This window comes from Variovorax sp. 278MFTsu5.1, from assembly GCF_048305045.1.
Taxonomy (GTDB): domain Bacteria; phylum Pseudomonadota; class Gammaproteobacteria; order Burkholderiales; family Burkholderiaceae_C; genus Variovorax; species Variovorax guangxiensis.
Window position 1 is genome coordinate 162,668 of sequence record NZ_CP157623.1, and the last position, 17,313, is coordinate 179,980.

General features: G+C 67.4%; 13 protein-coding genes. 6 read left to right on the forward strand and 7 right to left on the reverse strand.

Features of this window, described 5'->3' with window-relative positions:
* Positions 1-18: 18 nt before the first annotated feature.
* The 5 genes from ABL844_RS32870 to ABL844_RS32890 form a co-directional block, all read right to left on the reverse strand.
* The gene (locus ABL844_RS32870; RefSeq protein WP_418132298.1) at positions 19-2,289 is read right to left on the reverse strand and encodes an efflux RND transporter permease subunit; all 2,271 of its coding nucleotides are present in this window, start codon (positions 2,287-2,289) and stop codon (positions 19-21) included.
* 201 nt (positions 2,290-2,490) lie between these two features.
* Positions 2,491-4,155, reverse strand: coding sequence for a DUF1302 domain-containing protein (locus tag ABL844_RS32875; RefSeq protein WP_184641825.1), 1,665 nt, complete (start codon positions 4,153-4,155; stop codon positions 2,491-2,493).
* Positions 4,156-4,201: 46 nt separating this feature from the next.
* Positions 4,202-5,602 (reverse strand): DUF1329 domain-containing protein, encoded by a 1,401-nt coding sequence (locus tag ABL844_RS32880; protein ID WP_184641826.1) that lies wholly within the window; start codon positions 5,600-5,602, stop codon positions 4,202-4,204.
* Between the two features lie 267 nt (positions 5,603-5,869).
* Positions 5,870-6,499, reverse strand: coding sequence for a cytochrome b (locus ABL844_RS32885; protein WP_418126284.1), 630 nt, complete (start codon positions 6,497-6,499; stop codon positions 5,870-5,872).
* Positions 6,500-6,537: 38 nt separating this feature from the next.
* Positions 6,538-7,992 (reverse strand): aldehyde dehydrogenase family protein, encoded by a 1,455-nt coding sequence (locus ABL844_RS32890; RefSeq protein ID WP_418132249.1) that lies wholly within the window; start codon positions 7,990-7,992, stop codon positions 6,538-6,540.
* Positions 7,993-8,287: 295 nt separating this feature from the next.
* On the opposite strand from ABL844_RS32890, the gene ABL844_RS32895 reads away from it, so the two are divergent.
* Positions 8,288-9,250 (forward strand): helix-turn-helix domain-containing protein, encoded by a 963-nt coding sequence (locus tag ABL844_RS32895; protein WP_418126288.1) that lies wholly within the window; start codon positions 8,288-8,290, stop codon positions 9,248-9,250.
* Between the two features lie 150 nt (positions 9,251-9,400).
* Positions 9,401-10,873: an APC family permease gene (locus ABL844_RS32900; RefSeq protein ID WP_418126290.1), complete on the forward strand. Its 1,473-nt coding sequence runs from the start codon at positions 9,401-9,403 to the stop codon at positions 10,871-10,873.
* 18 nt (positions 10,874-10,891) lie between these two features.
* Here the strand turns inward: ABL844_RS32900 and ABL844_RS32905 are convergent, their stop codons facing one another.
* Positions 10,892-11,440: a GNAT family N-acetyltransferase gene (locus ABL844_RS32905; RefSeq protein ID WP_418126292.1), complete on the reverse strand. Its 549-nt coding sequence runs from the start codon at positions 11,438-11,440 to the stop codon at positions 10,892-10,894.
* A gap of 158 nt (positions 11,441-11,598) precedes the next feature.
* Between ABL844_RS32905 and ABL844_RS32910 the strand changes: the two genes are divergently transcribed.
* Entirely contained in the window at positions 11,599-12,339 is a 741-nt protein-coding gene (locus tag ABL844_RS32910) for an IclR family transcriptional regulator (protein ID WP_106937971.1), read from the forward strand.
* Between the two features lie 34 nt (positions 12,340-12,373).
* On the opposite strand, the gene ABL844_RS32915 is transcribed toward ABL844_RS32910, so the two are convergent.
* Positions 12,374-13,696, reverse strand: coding sequence for an aspartate aminotransferase family protein (locus ABL844_RS32915; protein ID WP_418132299.1), 1,323 nt, complete (start codon positions 13,694-13,696; stop codon positions 12,374-12,376).
* 283 nt (positions 13,697-13,979) lie between these two features.
* On the opposite strand from ABL844_RS32915, the gene ABL844_RS32920 reads away from it, so the two are divergent.
* The 3 genes from ABL844_RS32920 to ABL844_RS32930 are packed head-to-tail and all read left to right on the forward strand — an operon-like array spanning position 13,980 to position 17,311.
* Positions 13,980-15,380, forward strand: a complete 1,401-nt coding sequence (locus ABL844_RS32920; protein WP_418132250.1) for a flavin monoamine oxidase family protein — start codon at positions 13,980-13,982, stop codon at positions 15,378-15,380.
* 60 nt (positions 15,381-15,440) lie between these two features.
* Positions 15,441-15,818: a nuclear transport factor 2 family protein gene (locus ABL844_RS32925; RefSeq protein ID WP_418132251.1), complete on the forward strand. Its 378-nt coding sequence runs from the start codon at positions 15,441-15,443 to the stop codon at positions 15,816-15,818.
* A 41-nt stretch (positions 15,819-15,859) separates the two neighbouring features.
* A complete protein-coding gene (locus ABL844_RS32930) occupies positions 15,860-17,311 on the forward strand; it encodes an APC family permease (protein ID WP_418132252.1) in 1,452 nt (483 codons plus the stop codon).
* The last annotated feature ends 2 nt before the right edge of the window (positions 17,312-17,313 follow it).

The window sequence follows — 17,313 nt, forward strand, 5'->3', positions numbered from 1 at the left end:
TCGATCGTCAGATGGATGTCAGTGCTGCTGCAGTCCGGTCGCTCGCACGGGCTTGCGGCGCGGGAAGAGCCTTTCGAGCCATACCGCCAAGGCGGGCAGGGCGGTCATCGCCATGACCATGTTCACCATGAACATGAAGGCCAGCAGCTTGCCCATGTCGGCCTGGAACTTCAGCTGCGAGAAAGACCAGGTCGCCACGCCCACGGCCAGCGTGATGGCGGTGAAGATGGTGGCCGTGCCCACTTCCAGGATGGCGTGCTCGATCGCCTTGACGATGGTCTGGCCCGCGGCCATGTGCATGAGCAGGCGGTTGTAGATGTAGAAGGCGTAGTCCACGCCGATGCCCACCGCCAGCACCATCACCGGCAGGGTCGCCACCGTGAGGCCGATCTGCAGCTCCTTCATGAACCAGTAACCGATGAAGGTGCCCACCGTGAGCGGCAGGCAGCAGGCCGCCACGGCGCGCAGGTCGCGGTAGACCAGGAACACCAGCACCACGATGGCCGCGTACACGTACAGCATCATCGGCAGCTCGCTCTTCTCGACCTCGTCGTCGATGGCCGCCAGCACGCCGGCGTTGCCCGCGGCCAGGCGGATGTTCACGCCGGGCATGGGGTGGCCGCCGCGGAAGGCTTTCACCGCGTCGATCACGCGCTGGATGGTGGTGGCCTTGTGGTCGGTCAGGAAGAGGTTCACCGCCGTCATGCTGCAGTCCTTGCGCATGGTGCCGCGGATGCGCGCGATCTCGGTGGATAGGGCGGCGTAGTTGCCCGCATCGATGGGCACCACGGCCATCTTCGGGTTGCCTTCGTTGTAGCCCTCGTTGTACAGCCGCAGCTGTCCGGCGTAAGAGGATATCGAGAGCACACCCTCCACCGGCTGCATCGCCCAGACGAAGCGGTCCTGGTAGAGCCCGATGTTCACGTTGCCGCAGCTCTCGGGCGGTGCCTCGAACACCACGGTCAGCCAGTCCAGGCCGGTGTCGAAATTGCGCGCGATGGACGCCGCGTCGCGGTTGAAGCGGGCGTCCTCGCGCAGTTCCGGCGCACCGGGCTGCAAGGTGCCGACCACGCGGTCGCGGCTTTGCCACACGGCGGCGCCGAACACCACCGCGGTGACCAGCAGCATCACGGCCGCCGCGCGCGGCTGCGCGAGCCGGGCCAGCACGCGCAGCCAGCCCGAGCGGCGCTCGCGCTGCAGCAGGGCCTGGTCGGCGAAGTCGCGGCTCACCTCGAAGAAGGAGGCCGCCACCGGCAGCATGACGAGGTTGGTCACGATCTTGTAGGCCACGCCCAGCGAGGCTGCGATGGCCAGCTCGCGCACCATCGGGATCGGGATCATCAGCAGCGTGACGAAGGAGACGAAGGCCGTCACCAGCGCCAGCGTGCCGGGAATCAGCAGCCCGCCGAAGCTGTCGCGGCAGGCCTCGTAGGTCGTGTGGCCCTGCGAGATGCGTCGCACGATGTAGTTGATCTGCTGCACGCCGTGCGACACGCCGATGGCGAACACCAGGAAGGGCACCAGCACCGCGAGCGGATCGAGCCCGAAGCCCAGCAGCCGCAGCGTACCGAACTGCCACACCAGCGAGGCGAGCGAACATGCGATGGGCAGCAGCGTGAAGCGCACCGAGCGGCAGTACCAGTACACCGCGCCGGCGGTGAGCAGCAGCGCGACCAGGCAGAACTTGAGCACCGACTGCGCGCCGTCGGCGATGTCGCCGATCTGCTTGGCGAAGCCGATGATCTGGACCTCGAAGTCGCCGTCCTCGAAGCGCGCGCGGATCTTCTCTTCGAGCAGGTGGTTGTAGGCCACGTAGTCCAGCTTGCGGCCCTGCGCGTCGTACTCGGCCAGCTCGGCCGTGACCATGGCGCTGGTCTGGTCGCGCGAGACCAGCGTGCCGATGAAGCCGCCCTGGGCGGCCGCGCGCTGGATGCCGGCGATGATCTCCGGCGTGAGCCGATCGGGCGTGATGGTGGCGTCGATCAGCGGATCGGCGCGAAACCCTTCCTCGGTGATCTCGTTGACGAAGCTGTTGGGCGTCCACATCGACTGCACGCCCAGCCGCTCGATGCCCGGCAGGTAGGTGACGGCCTGGGTCACCTCGTACAGGCGCTTGAGGGCCGGCGCGGTCCAGATGGTGCCGTGGCGGGCCCTGACCACCACGTTGAGCCGGTTGGCGCCCAGCACGTCCTCGCGGTAGGCCTGGAAGGTCTGGATGTACTCGTGGCCCGAGGGCATCTGCTTGTCGAAGCCGGCGTCCATGCGCAGCTGCGCCGCGAACCACGCCATGGCCAGCGTGAACAGGGCCAGCGCGACGAGGATGCCGCGGCGATGGGAGAAGCAGAAGGCCTCGAGGCGCTGCACGGCGCGCTGCAGCGCGGAGGCCTGGGCGGGAACAGGTGCGGGGGCGGGGGCGTGATTGGGATCGGACACGGAGTGCTTTCAGCAGGCGGCGCCGCCACCGCCGCGGGCGGTGCGCGGCGCGACAGGTCAGAAGTTGCGCGACAGGGTGAGGCCCACGAAGTTGCGGTCGCGATAGGGCTGGTCGAACACGCGCTTGCCGCCGAAGAAGGCCGCGTAGTTGATCGAGGCCTGCCACTTCGCCGGGTTCTGCACGAAGGTCACGACCAGGTTGACGGACTTGGCGCCCTCCATCAACTGGCCCGCGCCGTTGGGCGTGCGCCCCTTCACGGCCTGGAAGTAGTACACCTCGGGAATCACCTGCCAGCCCGGAATCAGCGAGCCGTCGTAGACCCAGCTGAAGTCGAGGTTGTAGCCCCACGCCGTCTTGGAGCCCACCGGCTGCGGCGTGCCCGCGGCGCTGAACTCCTGGCCCCAGCCCCATGCACCGGCAGCGATCGGATCGGACCCGTAGTACTTCTTGAGGTTGGGATAGCGCACCACCACGGCCTCGGCCATCAGCGTCGCGGTGTCCGCGCCGAGGGCGCGCAGCACGCCGCCTGCATTGCTCGGCGTGAGGCTGAGCATGCCGGTCAGGTGCCACTGCAGCTTCTTCTCGTCGACCCAGCAGTTGCCGTGGTTGAACGAGCAGCCGCTCGCCGCCGGGTTCAGCGCCACGGCATCGCGCGGACGGTACGACAGCTCGGTGCCCACCGACCAGTCGCCCACCGGCATGTTGGCGCTCAGGCCGTAGAGGCGGCGGTTCTCCGGGTAGGCCCAGCCCGCGCGGCCGGTGCCGCCCGCATTGGTGCTGAAGTTCAACGACTTGTCGTTGTAGTTCATCACGTAGGCACCCAGGTTCAGCTGCGTGCCCTCGGGTTGCCACTTCAGGGCGGTGCCCCACTGGCCGCCGTTCTTCGGCTTCGTCTCGATCAGGCCGTAGGCGTCGTGGCCCTTGCCCATGCCGTTGGCCACAGACCAGTAGGAGCCGGTGGGTGCCATGTAGTTGCCGTTCCAGCGCGCCTGCACGTAGGCCTCGAAGTTGAGGCCGTGGCCCAGGCCCGTGGCGAAGCTGGCGATGGGCGCGGGCAGCACCGCCTCCTTCAGCTGCGTGCCGGGCTGCGACAGCCGCATGATGTCCAGCGCGTTGGTCGCGTTGATGCCGCCGGGCAGGAAAAGGCTTTCCCCCCAGCTGATCACCTGGTTGCCCACACGCACGCGCGCCGTTTCGCCGCCGAGCTGGAAGGTCTTGCTCACCCAGAAGTCCAGCAGCCGGGCCTTGAAGCGCAGGTCGCTGCGCGCGTCGCTGGCCAGGCCGTCGGGCAGGTACTGCGTCGCGGCGGCGCTGGTGTAGCCGGTGGTGTGGGTGGCCGTGAGGTCGCGGACCCAGTTCACCCGCCCGAGGAAGGTGATGTCATCGGGCATCTTCAGGAGCAGCTCGTGGCTGCCCTTGACGTAGGTGGTGAAGGCATCGCCCTTGCGGTAGTTCAGGTTGCCCTGGTCGCCCATCGACGAGGTGGGTGCCAGGCAGCCGGCGGGTGCGCCGACGCCCACCGCACCCTGGATGACGAGCGTGCAGGAGGGGTCCTTGACGCGGATGCCGGTGCCGATGGTGATGGTGGAATCGAAGCTCCCTCGAACGTTGTCGGTCTCGAAGGTGAAGGCATGGGCGGCCCCCGTCGCGGCGAGCAGGCAGGCGGCGGGCACGGCGCTCAGCCGGGCGAGGGTGCTGGAGGGGCGGGCGGTGAAGTTCATCGGTTCTTCTCCTCGGGGCTTGTTGTCGTCGTTCTGGGCGCGGCGTTCAGCGCTCGCTGATGGCGCGCAGGTTGTCGGCCGTGTAGAAGCCCGAACGCATGCGCGGGCCGGTCGGCTCGGTGAACCAGCGGATGTCCTTGCCGACGCCCACGGTGTGCGTGTCGAAGACGTAGCGGCCCTCGGCCAGGTTGTTCTGCACCATGGCCATCGCGTCGCAGGAGCCCGTCTCGTACACCGGGATGAGGAAGCCCTCGCGCATCTTGGCGAGCTTGTTCTGCCCGTCGAAGTCGTCCATCAGCAGCGGCGCCCAGCTGTCCTCATCGAGGTAGACGGTGCGCTTGGGCGCCGAATGGCGCATGCCGGCCTTGACGGTGGCCTCCACCACCCACACGCGGTGCAGCTCGTAGCGGCGATGCGACTGTGCGATGAAGTCGTCGCGCGCCACGTCCTCGAACTTGGCCTTGAAGTCATAGGCGCCGAAGGCGTTGTAGGGAACGTAAATCTCCTTCTTGCCCACCAGCTTCCAGTCGAAGCGGTCGAGCGCGCCGTTGAAGACCTGCGGTTCGTCCAGCGTGTACTGGTTCTCCATGCCGATCTGCGGGGAGTCGTGCGAGTAGGTCGGCATGCGGCGCACGCGGCGCTGGCCGGGGAAGTAGTAGAAGGTCTCGTTCTCGGCCTGGTTCATGTACTGGGTGATCGCCAGGGCCTGCCCGGCCAGCGCGGCGGGCGAGGTGTAGCCGAAGTACACATAGAACTCCACCGGAGGCAGCGAGGACAGCTGCTGCGAGCCCTTGGCGCCCGAGGGAATGAACACCGTCTGCTCCGAGTCGGCGCGGATCCACTCCGTGCTGCCGCGGCGCGGCGAGACGGCGGTGATGGTGCCCTTGTAGTCGACGCCCACGCCGCGGTAGCGCATCTTGGAGTTCCACATCGCCTCCACCCCATTGGAGGGCAGGGGGAATGGATAGCCCGGCACGGTCGCCTCCTTCAAGCTCCAGCCGTCGTCGTTGAGGCGGGCGGTGCCCACGTTCTTGCGCGTGTTGGCGGCCACGAAGTCCGGCACGCCGCAGGTGCGGTGCGACGGATAGACGTCCATGCGGTAGTCCTTGCGCTGCTTGAGCATGGCGACCTGGCCGGCCGAGAGCTTGTCGGCGTACTTGTCGACGTTGGCCGCATCGATGGTGAACAGCGGCTTCTCGTCCTTGTGCTTCCAGAAGTCGCGCCGCAGCTTGCCCCACTCCCAGCCGGCCAGCGGCGGCTCCGCGCCCTGCCAGGCGGGAATGCTGCCGTCGGCGTTGCCTTCGCGCTGGGCGCCCGAGGGCGTGAGCTTGTCGAGCTGGGCCGCGTCGGGCGCGGCCATGGCGGAGAAACCGGGGCAGAGCAGGCCGGCGGCGATGGCCGCCGCCAGGGCGAGAGGGCGAAGGGTTCTTGCACAGTGCTGGGTCATGGGAACTCCTGAAAGATGAAGAGGCGAGGTGTGTGGATCCGGATCGCCCGGACCGTGGCCGGGCTGCGCCGATGCCCGCTTTACCAACCGGCAGTGGGGTCTTTGGACTATCGAAGGGAGGCGGCGCTGGCCGTTATCCGAGATCGGCATCTGCTTGCGGCCACGCGATCGCGCCGCTCCCGGCGTGGCTGCACGACGCCGCACCACGCCGCAACGCACCGCAATGTGGTGTGTCGTGGTGCGGGTCGGGTAGCGGAGGGGGGTGGATCAGCCGGTGCTGCGACGCAGCGGCAGCATGCGGCGCAGCACGGCGTCCTTGCGCACGAAGTGGTGCAGCAGCGCGGCCCCGATGTGCAGCACCACCAGCGGCCAAGCCAGCCAGGCGCCGATGAAGCTGTGCACCGCCCAGGCCGCATCTTCCAGCTGCGCCACGGAAAGGTCGAATGCGCCGCGAATTGCGGCTGCGAAGGCGGTGTCGCGGCAGGCCGGGATCACGAACAGCCCGAAGTCGGTCGGGTCGTAGGTCGTCATGTAGCCCGACAGGGGCATCAAGATCAGGATGGCGTAGAGCGCCCAGTGCGCCGCGTCGGCCGACAGACGCTCCAGGCGCGAGCCCGCGACATGCCGCGGCACGCCGCCGGCGATGCGCCACACGAGCCTGGGCAGCGTGAGAAAGCCGATGGACAGGCCCAGCACCCAATGGATGTTGAGCAGCGGCACGACCCGTTCGGCATTGGGTGTGGTGCCAAAAAGCGCCGGCTTGATGCTGGTCTGCGGATCGACGAACCAGATCACGTAGTACACGACCACGTAGGCAGTGATGAAGGCCGCGGCCGTGGCCCAGTGAAAGAGCATCGAGGCCCGGCCCCAGGCGTCGATCGTGTTGCGCCAACCCATGTCAGGATTCCTTGTGTGGTGCATTGTGAGGCCGGGCCTCAGGCCGGCAGCAGGACGGTGACGACCTTCTCCTCGGTGTACGCCAGCGCGCCGGGCAGCCCGCCCTCGCGGCCGATGCCGCTGGTCTTGAGGCCGCCCCAGGGCAGGTTGGCGTCCAGCGGACTCCAGCAGTTGACGCCCACGGCCCCGGCCTTGACGCGTGCGGCCACGCGGTGCGCCCGGGCGAGCTGCGTGGTCCACACCGTGGCCGCCAGCCCATAGGACGAATCGTTGGCCAGCGCGATGGCTTCTTCCTCGGTGTCGAAGGGGATCACGGTGCCCACCGGGCCGAAAATCTCCTCCCGGGCGATGGTCATCTGGTTGGTGGCCTCGGCAAAGATGGTGGGCTGCACGAACCAGCCCTTCTCGGGCCGGGAGACGCCGCCGGCCAGCAGCACCGCGCCTTCATCCTGGCCGAGCTGGATGTAGCGGTTGACGCGTTCGAACTGCGCCTTCTTGGCCACCGGCCCCATCTGCACGCCGGCCTGGCGCGGGTCGCCGACAGTGACCGCGCGGGCGGCCTCGGCCAGTGCCTGCGCGAAAGGCTTCGCGAGGCTGCGCTGCACCAGGATGCGCGAGCCGGCGGCACACACCTGCCCCTGGTTGACGAACAGGCCCATGGCGCAGCCGCGCAATGCGTCGTCGAACGAGGCATCGTCGAACACGATCTGCGGGCTCTTGCCGCCGAGCTCCAGCGTGACTCGCTTGAACAGCGGCGCGGCGATGCGCTGGATGGCGCGGCCGGCCTCGGGACTGCCGGTGAAGCTGATCTTGGCGACCAGCGGGTGCTCGCACAGCGCGCGGCCCACGACGTCGCCGAAGCCGGTCACCACATTGATGACGCCGTCGGGAAAGCCCGCTTCCTGCGCCAGCCGCGCCAGGTGCAGGGCGGACTGGGGCGTTTCCTCCGCGGGCTTGATCACCACTGTGCACCCGGCGGCCAGCAGGGCGGCGAGCTTCCACACGGTGATCATCAGCGGCGAGTTCCAAGGCACGATGGCCCCGACCACGCCCACGGGCTCGCGCAGCGTGTACGACAGCGTGGGCGTGCCCATGTAGCCCCCGGTGGGCACGGTGCGGCCTTCGAGCTGTTGGGTCCAGCCGGCGGCCGCGCGTAGGTTGGCGACGGCGTTGGGCACGTCCATCATGCGCGGCTCCATCGGCGAGCGGCCGATGGCGTTGGCGTCCATGTCGGCCAGCAGGGCCGTGTCACGCTCGACCAGATCGGCAAGGCGCAGCAGCAGCTGGGCGCGCTGGCCGGCATGCAGCCGGCTCCAGGTGCCGCCTTCGAGCTGGGCATGGGCCGCGGCCACGGCGCGGTCGACATCTTCGGCGGTGCCGCGGGCGGCGCTGCCGTATTCCTGTTCGTCCACGGGGCTGAGGAGGCGCATGCGCGCGCCGTCGGAGGCTTCGGCGTGGGCGCCTTCGATGAAATGCTTCAGGTTCTGGGTCATGGGGTGTCTGCGGATGTTCGAGCGGCCGCAGTGTCCGGGAGGGCGCCGTGCGGCGTTAGCCCAAATCAGCAACGGTGCGCGACAACGACGCACCGCAAGGGTGCGGTTGGCTTGCGGCATGTGTGCACGATTGTTGCTGTGAACAAATCAAGCAAGCAGAAGATCAGCTTCGCGGCGGGATCCATCGGGTTTCCCCTGTCTGGCGTCAGGCATGAAAAATGCAGAATTTTTCCTATTTGAGAAAAGTGCATATCTGTTGATCGACGCAGCCCTTCCAGATCGAGGACTCCGCACCATGAACCGAAGCATCCACCACTTCCAGGACGTGCATGCGCATGCCGCATCAGTCGCTCATTGGAGCCAGCTCGTCTACAGCCAACTCGCGTCGGGCGCACTGGAGAGCTCGCTGCAGCAATTGTCCAGCGAACACTGCCACGCTTTTCGCGAGCGCATCAACAAGCGCGTTGTGCAGCAGGGCGAAGCACCCCGCGACAGCGTGTGCTTTGCGGTCCCCATCTCCATGCCGGGGACCGTCCGGATGCAGGGGCGCGATGCGGACGGCAGCAGCCTTTACTTCCTGCGCGGCGGCGAGGAGTTCATGTGCCACATGCCCACCGGGATGGACCTCCTGTCCATCGCCTTCGACCGAGCCTTCTTCGACGCCACGCTCCGGGAGGTGCCGTTCGCCGACGACATCGCCCGGCTGCTGCGCCAGCCCGTCATCAAGGTGCCGCAGCAGCGCTTCGTCGAATGCCGCCAGCGCCTGCTGGCGATATTCTCCGAGGCCTTGGTCAACGACGAGATGAGCGGCACGCCCGCGCGGCAGGACGAACTGGAACACGCGCTGCTGGGCGAGTTGCTGCGGCTGGTGATGGATCCGGCCTGCGACCGGCACCAGCGCAGCGGCAGTTCCACCCAGGACTTCATCGTCGAGAAGTGCCACCGGATGGCCATGGCCGAGACCATGAGCGCCCCCAGCGTGATGGAGCTGTGCGAGCGCTTGCAGGTCAGCCGGCGCACGGTGCAGAACAGCTTTCGCGCGGTGGCAGATACCACGCCGCTGAGCTACCTGCGCTCGGTGCGCCTGAACGGGGTGCGGCGCGCCCTGATGGGCAGCCGCGCCGGTGACCTGACCGTGGGCGACGCGGCGGGGCAGTGGGGCTTCTTCCACCTGAGCCATTTCGCAGCGGAATACCAGGAGCTTTTCGGTGAACTGCCGTCGCAGACGCCGCGGGCGGCGAGGTGGCATGACGCCTGAAGCGGGCCTGCGCGTCCGGATTGCCGATCCGGGATACCGCTGCGCGCGCATGCCTTCCTAGACTGCCTGTCTCAGCGGCCGGCGCTCCGGTGCACGGCCTTCTCTCTCCAAGCTGCACGCGTTTGCGCGCGGCATGCATTGCGACGCACCATGGAAACGCTGACCCCCGCGATGACGCCTGCCCAGGAAACGCGCCACCCCCACGCCACCAGCCTGCGCCGCGGCACGCTGAGCGCCGGATTCATCACGCTGCTGGTCATCTCGGCCGCGAGCCCGCTGAGCGTGGTGGCGGGCGGCTTCCCGATCGGGATGATGCTGGGCAATGGCGCCGGCACACCGGTGCTGGTGCTGGTGGCACTCGGCCTGCTGCTGATGTTCGCGACCGGCTACACCGCCATGGCCACCTGCGTGACCAGCGCCGGAGGCTTCTATGCGATGGTGGCGCGCGGCCTGGGCGGCAGGGCGGGCGGGGCGGCGGCCATGGTGGCCGTGTTCGGGTACGTCACGCTGCAGTTCGGGCTCTACGGCCTGCTGGGCGCGGTGGCGTCCGAGGCGTTGCAGGCGCAGTTCGGCCTGGCGGTGCCCTGGTGGGCCTGCGCCTTCGCGGCGATGGCCAGCGTGGCGGTCTTCGGCTACCGGCAGATCGACTTCTCGGCCCGGGTGCTCGCGGTCTTCGTGGTGGCCGAGTACCTGGCGGTGCTGGCACTGGACGTGCTGATCCTGTCCAAGGGCGGTGCCCACGGCATCGATGCCCACTCCTTCTCTCCCGAGGCCTTCACCAGCGGCAACCCCTTCATCGGCCTGCTGTTCTGCTTTGCGGCCTTCATCGGCTTCGAGGCCACCACCATCTACAGCGAAGAGGCCAAGGACCCGAAGCGCAGCATTCCCATCGCCACCTACGCGGCGCTGTTGCTGGTGGGGGGCTTCTATTCCTTTTCGCTGTGGTGCCTGGTGCTCGGTGCGGGCAGCGACCGGGTGGTGACCACCATCGCGGCGCTGGCCGATCCGACCAACCTGCTGTACCTGCTGTCGGACACCTATGCGGGCCATGGCCTCACCGTGCTGCTGCGCCTGATGTTCATTGCCAGCATCTATGCGGGGCTCATCGCCTTCCACAACTCCAGCGCGCGCTATTTCTACGCGATGGGCCGCGAGGGGTTGATGCCCGCTCGCCTGGGCTGGACGCATGCGCGCCACCGCAGCCCGCACGTGGCCTCGGTGCTGCAGACGGTGCTGAGCGCCGTCGCGGTGGGCCTGTTCGCGCTGCTGGGCGCCGACCCGGTACTGACCCAGTTCGCCTGGCTCAGCAACCTGGCCACGCTGTGCCTGCTGGTGCTGATGATCGCGACGGCCGTGGCGGTGGTGCGCTTCTTCCGGGCCGACTCGCACGGTTATGGCCGACTACGGATCCGCGTGCTGCCGCTGCTGGCGTGCGCGGGCTTGCTGGTGGTGCTGGTGCTGGCCGTGGGCAACTTCCATGTGCTCACCGGCGCGAGCCGGGGTATTTCCGCGGCCCTGGTGGTCACCGTGCTCCTGGCCGCGGCGGCCGGCTGGCTGGCCGCATCGCGGCTGGCGAGACGCGATCCGCAGCGCTTTGCCGCGTTGGGCCAGGACCGCGGCTGAGCGCCGGCGTGGCGCCCGTCAGGCCGATGAAGCGCGCAGCCATTCCTTGTGCAGGATCGCGTACTGCATGGTGTTCTCGTAGATGGGCTCGCCCTGCGCGTCGTTCTGGAACGAGATGAACTCCAGGAACAGCCCTTCGGCGCGCATGCCCAGCTTCTCGCACAGCCGCCGGGAGGCAGCGTTGTGGTCCTCCACGTAGGCATAGAGCCGGCGGGCGGCGCGGGCAGTGAAGAGATGGGCGAACAGCGCCGAGGCTGCCTCCTGGGCGTAGCCCCTGCCACCGAAACGCGGGTTGAGGTTCCAGCCGACCGAGAAAGTGTCTTCCTCCTGCATGGCGAACAGATCGCCGATGAGCCGCCCCGATTCCTGGAGGCACACAGCCACGTGCTCGCCGTCGGTACTGCGTCTTCGGGCCTCGGCCCGCGCGGCTTCGAGGTCCGCGAGCGCGAGCGACAGGAAGCAGCTCGCGGTCGGCGCATGCAGGTAGTCGAACAGGTCCGCCGCGTCCTGCTCGCGAAAGCGCCGCAGGACGAGCCTCGGGGTGTGGATGGATTTCTCAAGGGGCATGGTCTTTACTTGCGTCCTGTCTCAGGTGTCTGTGCCTCGGGGATCCGGCACCGCCGCGGGCCTCGATCAGGTCCACGGATGGTGCCCGACAATGAAGGGCGCCACGCCTTCGCGTGCCCGTACGATTTCTTGTTTCACGACCGCAGCCTTCCCAGACGATGAACAGCCTTCGCCGCATGCTCGATGTCCTCGATCTCTTCCGGCCCGACCAGCCGGTCATCGACGTCGAGATCATCTGCAACCAGCTCGGCTACACGCCCGCCAGTGCCTACCGCTACCTGCGCGAACTCGGCGATGCCGGCCTCCTCGTGCGCCTGCCCCGCGGCTATGCGCTGGGGCCGCGCATCATCGCGCTGGAGCACCAGATGACCGACTACGACCCGGTGCTGGTGCGCAGCCGCGACCTCGTCGAGAAGCTCGTGGCCGAGACGGGCCTGGACGCCGTGATCAGCGAGTGGTACGGCGACTCGGTGGTCAACGTGCTGATCCGGCGCGGCCCCGACCCCGGGCCCGTGGGCGGAGGCCGCGGCCGCCCCATCGACCTGTTCCACAGCGCGACCTCGCGCGTGGTGCTGGCCTACCTGCTGCCGCGGCAGATCCGCCGCGTCTTCGATGCCCATGCCAGCACGCCCGAGGGGCAGCAGCAGGGGCTGGAATGGAAGTCTTTCTCCAAGGGCCTGCTGGCGATCCGCAAGCAGGGCTACTGCATCAGCGAAAGCGAACTGCATCCGGGCCGCACGGGCGTGGCAGCGCCGATCTTCGACGAGAAGCAGCGCGTGCTCGGCAGCATGACGCTGGTGGGACGCAACGAACGCTTCAGGGCCTTCCAGGAAAGCTACCTGTGCACGCTGATCACCACCGCCGCGTCGGAGCTCACCGCCCGCATCGCCCAGCAGTAGGCGAGGGGGGCGTACCGCGCGCGGCACGGCCGGTTCAGAGCGAGGCCAGCGCCTCGCCGAAGACATCCAGCGCGCGGTGCAGCAGCCGCCTCGAGATGGTCAGCGACGGCATCACGCGCATCACGTTGCCATAGCGCCCGCAGGGCACCATCAGCACGCCGTGGCCGAGCACGTACTCCATGATCCGGCCGACTTTCTCCGGCGCCAGCGGCTCCTTGGTGGCCTTGTCCTCGACGAGCTCGATGCCGATCATCAGGCCCTTGCCGCGCACTTCGCCCACGTACGGGCTCTGGAAGCCGCGCACCCGCTCCTGCACCTCCTGGCCCAGCAGCTCCGCGCGCGGCATCAGCCCGAGTTCGGGGTCGTGCAGGATCTCGAGGTTGGTGAGCGCCACCGCGGCCGACAGCGAGTTCGCCGCGAAGGTGTTGGGGACCGAGCCATCGGGAACGCGCGCGGCCAGGTCGCTGCGCATGGCGATGCCGGCCATGGGGACGTCGCCGCCGATGCCCTTGCCGAAGGTCAGCATGTCGGGCTTCACACCCGTGTGCTCCACCGCCCACATGCGGCCCGTGCGGCCCGCGCCGCACTGCACCTCGTCCACGATCAGCAGCGTACCGCTGCGGTCGCAGGCCTTGCGCAGCAGTTGCAGGAACTCGGGTGAAGGCGGCACATACCCGCCTTCGCCCTGCACCGGCTCCACGATCACGGCGGCCACGTCGTCGGCGGCCGTGTAGGGCGTGTTCAGCAGGTAGTCCACGTATTCGCCGGCGATCTGCTCCGCCGACTTGTGGGTGGTGTCGAACGGGAAGCGATAGGCGTACGGGTAGGGCGCATGGATCACGCCGCCCATGAACGGCCCGTAACCCTTGCGGTAGGCCGTGCCCGTGGTCAGCGCATTCGACGCATGCCACACACCGTGATAGCCGCCGTGGAAGGCGATGATCTGGTGGCGGCCCGTCACGCGCCGCGCGAACTTCACCGCCGCTTCGAGCGCATCGCTTCCGCTTTGCGCGAAGAAGGTGATGCAGTCATTGCGCAGGCCTTCGGGCATCAGGGCCGACAGGCGCGCGGCCAGTTCGGTGCGGCGGGTGCTGTTGACCTCCATCGCATGCATCAGCTGCTGCGACTGCTCGACGATCGCCTTCTGCACCTTGGGATGGCAGCGGCCCACGCTGCTCACGCCCACGCCGGCCGACAGGTCGATGAAGGTGCTGCCGTCGGGGTCCTTGAAGGTGGCGCCGAAGGCGCGGTCCATCACGACCGGCATGCGTCCGCCGCCGCGCGCCATGGATTCGGTGCGCGCCGACAGCGCCAGGGCTTCGGCCGCGCGCGGTCCGGGATAGGGGCCCGCAACCATCTTCGGTGCGTCCGGGAAGTGCAGGGTTTCAAGAATGGATTCGATGTCGGTCACAACATGCCTCGTTGAGTCTCTGGGTGCTTGAGTGCAGGCGCGTTCAGCACGCCGGCTGCAGCCATGGTTGCATCGATCACCGGAGTCCGTTAGCCCGAATCGGCAAGTCCGCTGCCCTGCCGATGGCCCGCAACGCGCCCCGCAGCGCTTGCCGATTTCGGCTACTTGCACCCGGCGGGCTTCGCAATCATTGGGCCCCATTCCCGACACAACACCATCCATTCATCCCGTGAAAAAAACTTCAGACGGATTCAACATCAAGCCAGGACTCCCATTGAGCCGCGGTCTGACTTCGCCCGCGGCGCTTCCTGCAAAAGGCCTGCCGCACGACGACTACGACGTGGTCGTGATCGGCGCCGGGTTTGCCGGCCTGACGGCGGCCAGAGAGCTGGGTCTGAGGGGCCTGCGCGTGGCCATCATCGAGGCGCGCGATCGAATCGGTGGCCGGACCTTCACCGCGGAGCAGGCCGGCCAGAAATTCGAAGTCGGCGGTACCTGGGTTCACTGGGGCCAGCCGTACGTCTGGAATGAGCTGCATCGATACGGGCTGGAGACCACCGAGTCCGTCAGCGGCACGGCCGACTCGATCAGCCTGCTGACTGCCGAGGGCCTGGTGACGGACTCGGCGCAGGCGATGGGCAATGACCTCGACGCCGCGCTGAGCGCGTACTGCAATGTGGATGGAGCGAACGGCCGGATCGCATTCGCGAACCCTCATGTCGATTCCGATAACCTGCTATCGGACTTCGATGGCCAGAGCCTGACGGATCGATTCAGGGACGTGCCCGTCTCCGGCCGGCAGCGCGATCTGCTGCTCTCGTTCATCTCCATGAACGCCGCGACCGATCCGGCAAAAGGCGGCCTGTACGACCAGCTGCGCTGGTGGGCGCTGGGCGACTACTCGGCGGACTCGCTGCTCAAGCGCCTGGGACGCTACAAGATCGCGAAAGGCACGTCCGCACTGGCGCTTGCGTTGCTGAAGGATTCGAATGCCGATCTGGCGCTCGCAGAGCCGGTCTCCAGCGTTGAAACGGTGCAAGGCAAGGTCCGGATCCAGGCGAAGAGCTTTTCCGTCGGCTGCAAGGCGGTGGTCCTCGCGGTTCCGATGAACGTGTTGAGCGACATCGACTTCGTGCCGAAGCTGCCGGAGGCACGCTCGGCTGCACATCGCGAACGACATGTCTGCGCGGGCACGAAATTCATCGCCCGTGTCGATCGCAATGTCGGCGCGTGGGTCGGCTTCGCGCCTTATCCCAATCCGCTGACCATGGTGGTCGCCGATCGCGAGGTCGACGGCAAGTCCGTCCTGGTCGGCTTCGGGCCGGACGATGCGGTCGACCTTCGGGACATCCGCGTGGTCGAAGCAGAACTGCGCAAATTCATACCGGAAATCAATGTGCAGGAGGTCGTTGCGCACGATTGGACGCACGACCCGTATGCCAAGGGCGGCTGGACCTGGTTCTCGCCAAACCAGACCTCCAGGGTTTTGGCAACGCTCCAGACCCAGGCACCGCCGCTCTTTTTCGCCAGCACCGATTGGGCCACCGGCTGGAGGGGGTTCATCGATGGCGCGATCGAAGACGGGATTCGAGGTGCCAGGGATGCACTCGAATTCTTGCGATCGCAGTAGCAATAAAAGTCCCAAGAGCCCCCGATCCCGACACACCATTTTTCAAAGGAAAACAAAGCAATGACACTGGAACAGGCCATCGAAAGACTTCAGAGCTTGTGCCGCCAAGGCGACGCTCGCTTGCTGCAACAGGAGATGTTCGCGCCGGACGCGAGCGTCAGCGGCGAGGGCGCTCCCGGCATCACCGTGGGTGCCGACTTGCTGCCAGCGCTCATGGAAATGCTCAAGATGACGCCCAAGCTCTCGATTCGCTCCGTGCGGACGATGGAGCTCTCGGAAGGCGCGGCGGTCACCTGGCTGGAGTGGACTTCCCCGCCGGCAGAGGGGCCGGCCGGCGAGGTGATCGCATTGCGATCGCTCACGGCCTGGCGCAGGCAAGGGGCTTCCTGGGTCATCGCGGCCGACATGTATGGCATGGGCGATTTCGGTACCTCCTAGGCCGGCGGCCAGACCCCTGATTTATGTGCAAGGAGCATGCGATGTCTGAACCAGCGAGTCCGCCAGCGGGACACACGGGCCTCAAGCGGGATGCGATCGGTTGGTTCGGCATCTTCCTGATGGTGATCACGACGAATGGTCCGCTGACCTCCATGGGCGGCGGTGTACCCGTGAGCATCACGCTGGGCAATGGCATCGGCCTTCCGGGCTCCTACGCCATCGTCTGTGCCGCGTATCTGCTCTTTGCCGTCGGCTTTTGCGCCATGAGTCCCCATGTGGAGAACGGCGGAGCCTTCTACGCCTACATCACCAAGGGCCTGGGCACCATTCCGGGCATCGGGGGCGCATGCATTGCGGTGTTGTCGTACATCGCGATCCTGCTGGCCTGCTATGCGATGCTGGGGCACTTCGTCCACATGGCGATGGCTTCACTGGGCCTTGACGCGCCATGGTGGGCCTGGGCAATGGGCTGCGCCGTGGGCGCACACTTGCTTTGCGTACGCGGCATCGAGTTCAGCGGGCGGCTGCTCCTGATCCTGATGCTGTCGGAGGTCGGCGCCATCTTGTTGGCGGACCTTCTCGAAGTCTTCAACCTGCGGCTTGCCGGCCACGCGCTGTCCCTCGCGCCGTTTTCGCCGCAGGCCGTGTTCACCCCCGGGTTCGGGCCTTCGCTGATCTTCGTCGTCGCATCGTTCATGGGTTTCGAAACCGCGGCGATCTACTCGCAGGAAGCCAGAGATCCTCGACGCTCGGTGCCTCGAGCGATGTACCTGTCGATCGCATTCATCGGCATTCTGTATGCGGGGTCCATCCTGCTGATGCTGAACCATTTCGGCCTCTCGCAGGCGGTGGTCGTGGCAACAAGCGACCCCGGCGGCATGTGGCTGTCGATGTTCTCGACCCTGGCCGGGCCCACCGCAGCCAGGATCGGCGCGGTGCTGGTCATCACCAGCCTCTTTGCCGCCGTCCTGAGCTTCACGAACGTGCTGGCGAGATACTGGCACGCGCTCGCCGTCTGCGGCCTTGTCTGGAGCCGGCTGTCCCGCACGCACCACAGGCACAGATCCCCGCACGTGGCGTCCGCCGCAACGCTGTGCATATCGGTGATGCTGGTTCTGCTGTGTGCAATGGCGGGCCTGGATCCGATGCTCCAGGCCCTGCCCTGGGCGAGCGTCCCGTCGGCGATCGGCGTGTTGACCTGCCAGGTGCTCGCCGCGCTGGCTGTCATCGCGTTCTTCCGGAAGCATCCGATGAAGGTCTCGCGCTGGCGATCGCTGCTTGCACCGGTGATCAGCGCGGCCGTGCTGACGTTCTTCCTGTGGCAGATGATCACCCACGTCCAGCTCCTGTCGGGGCTGCCGGCCGGCCCGAGCTACGCGTTGGCCTTCAGCGTGCTGGCCGCCGGATTGCTGGCGGCGATCTATGCGCTCCATCTGCGCGTTCGATCCCCGCAACGGTTTGCGCAGCTGTCATCGCTGGTGCGGCTGCAGTGATG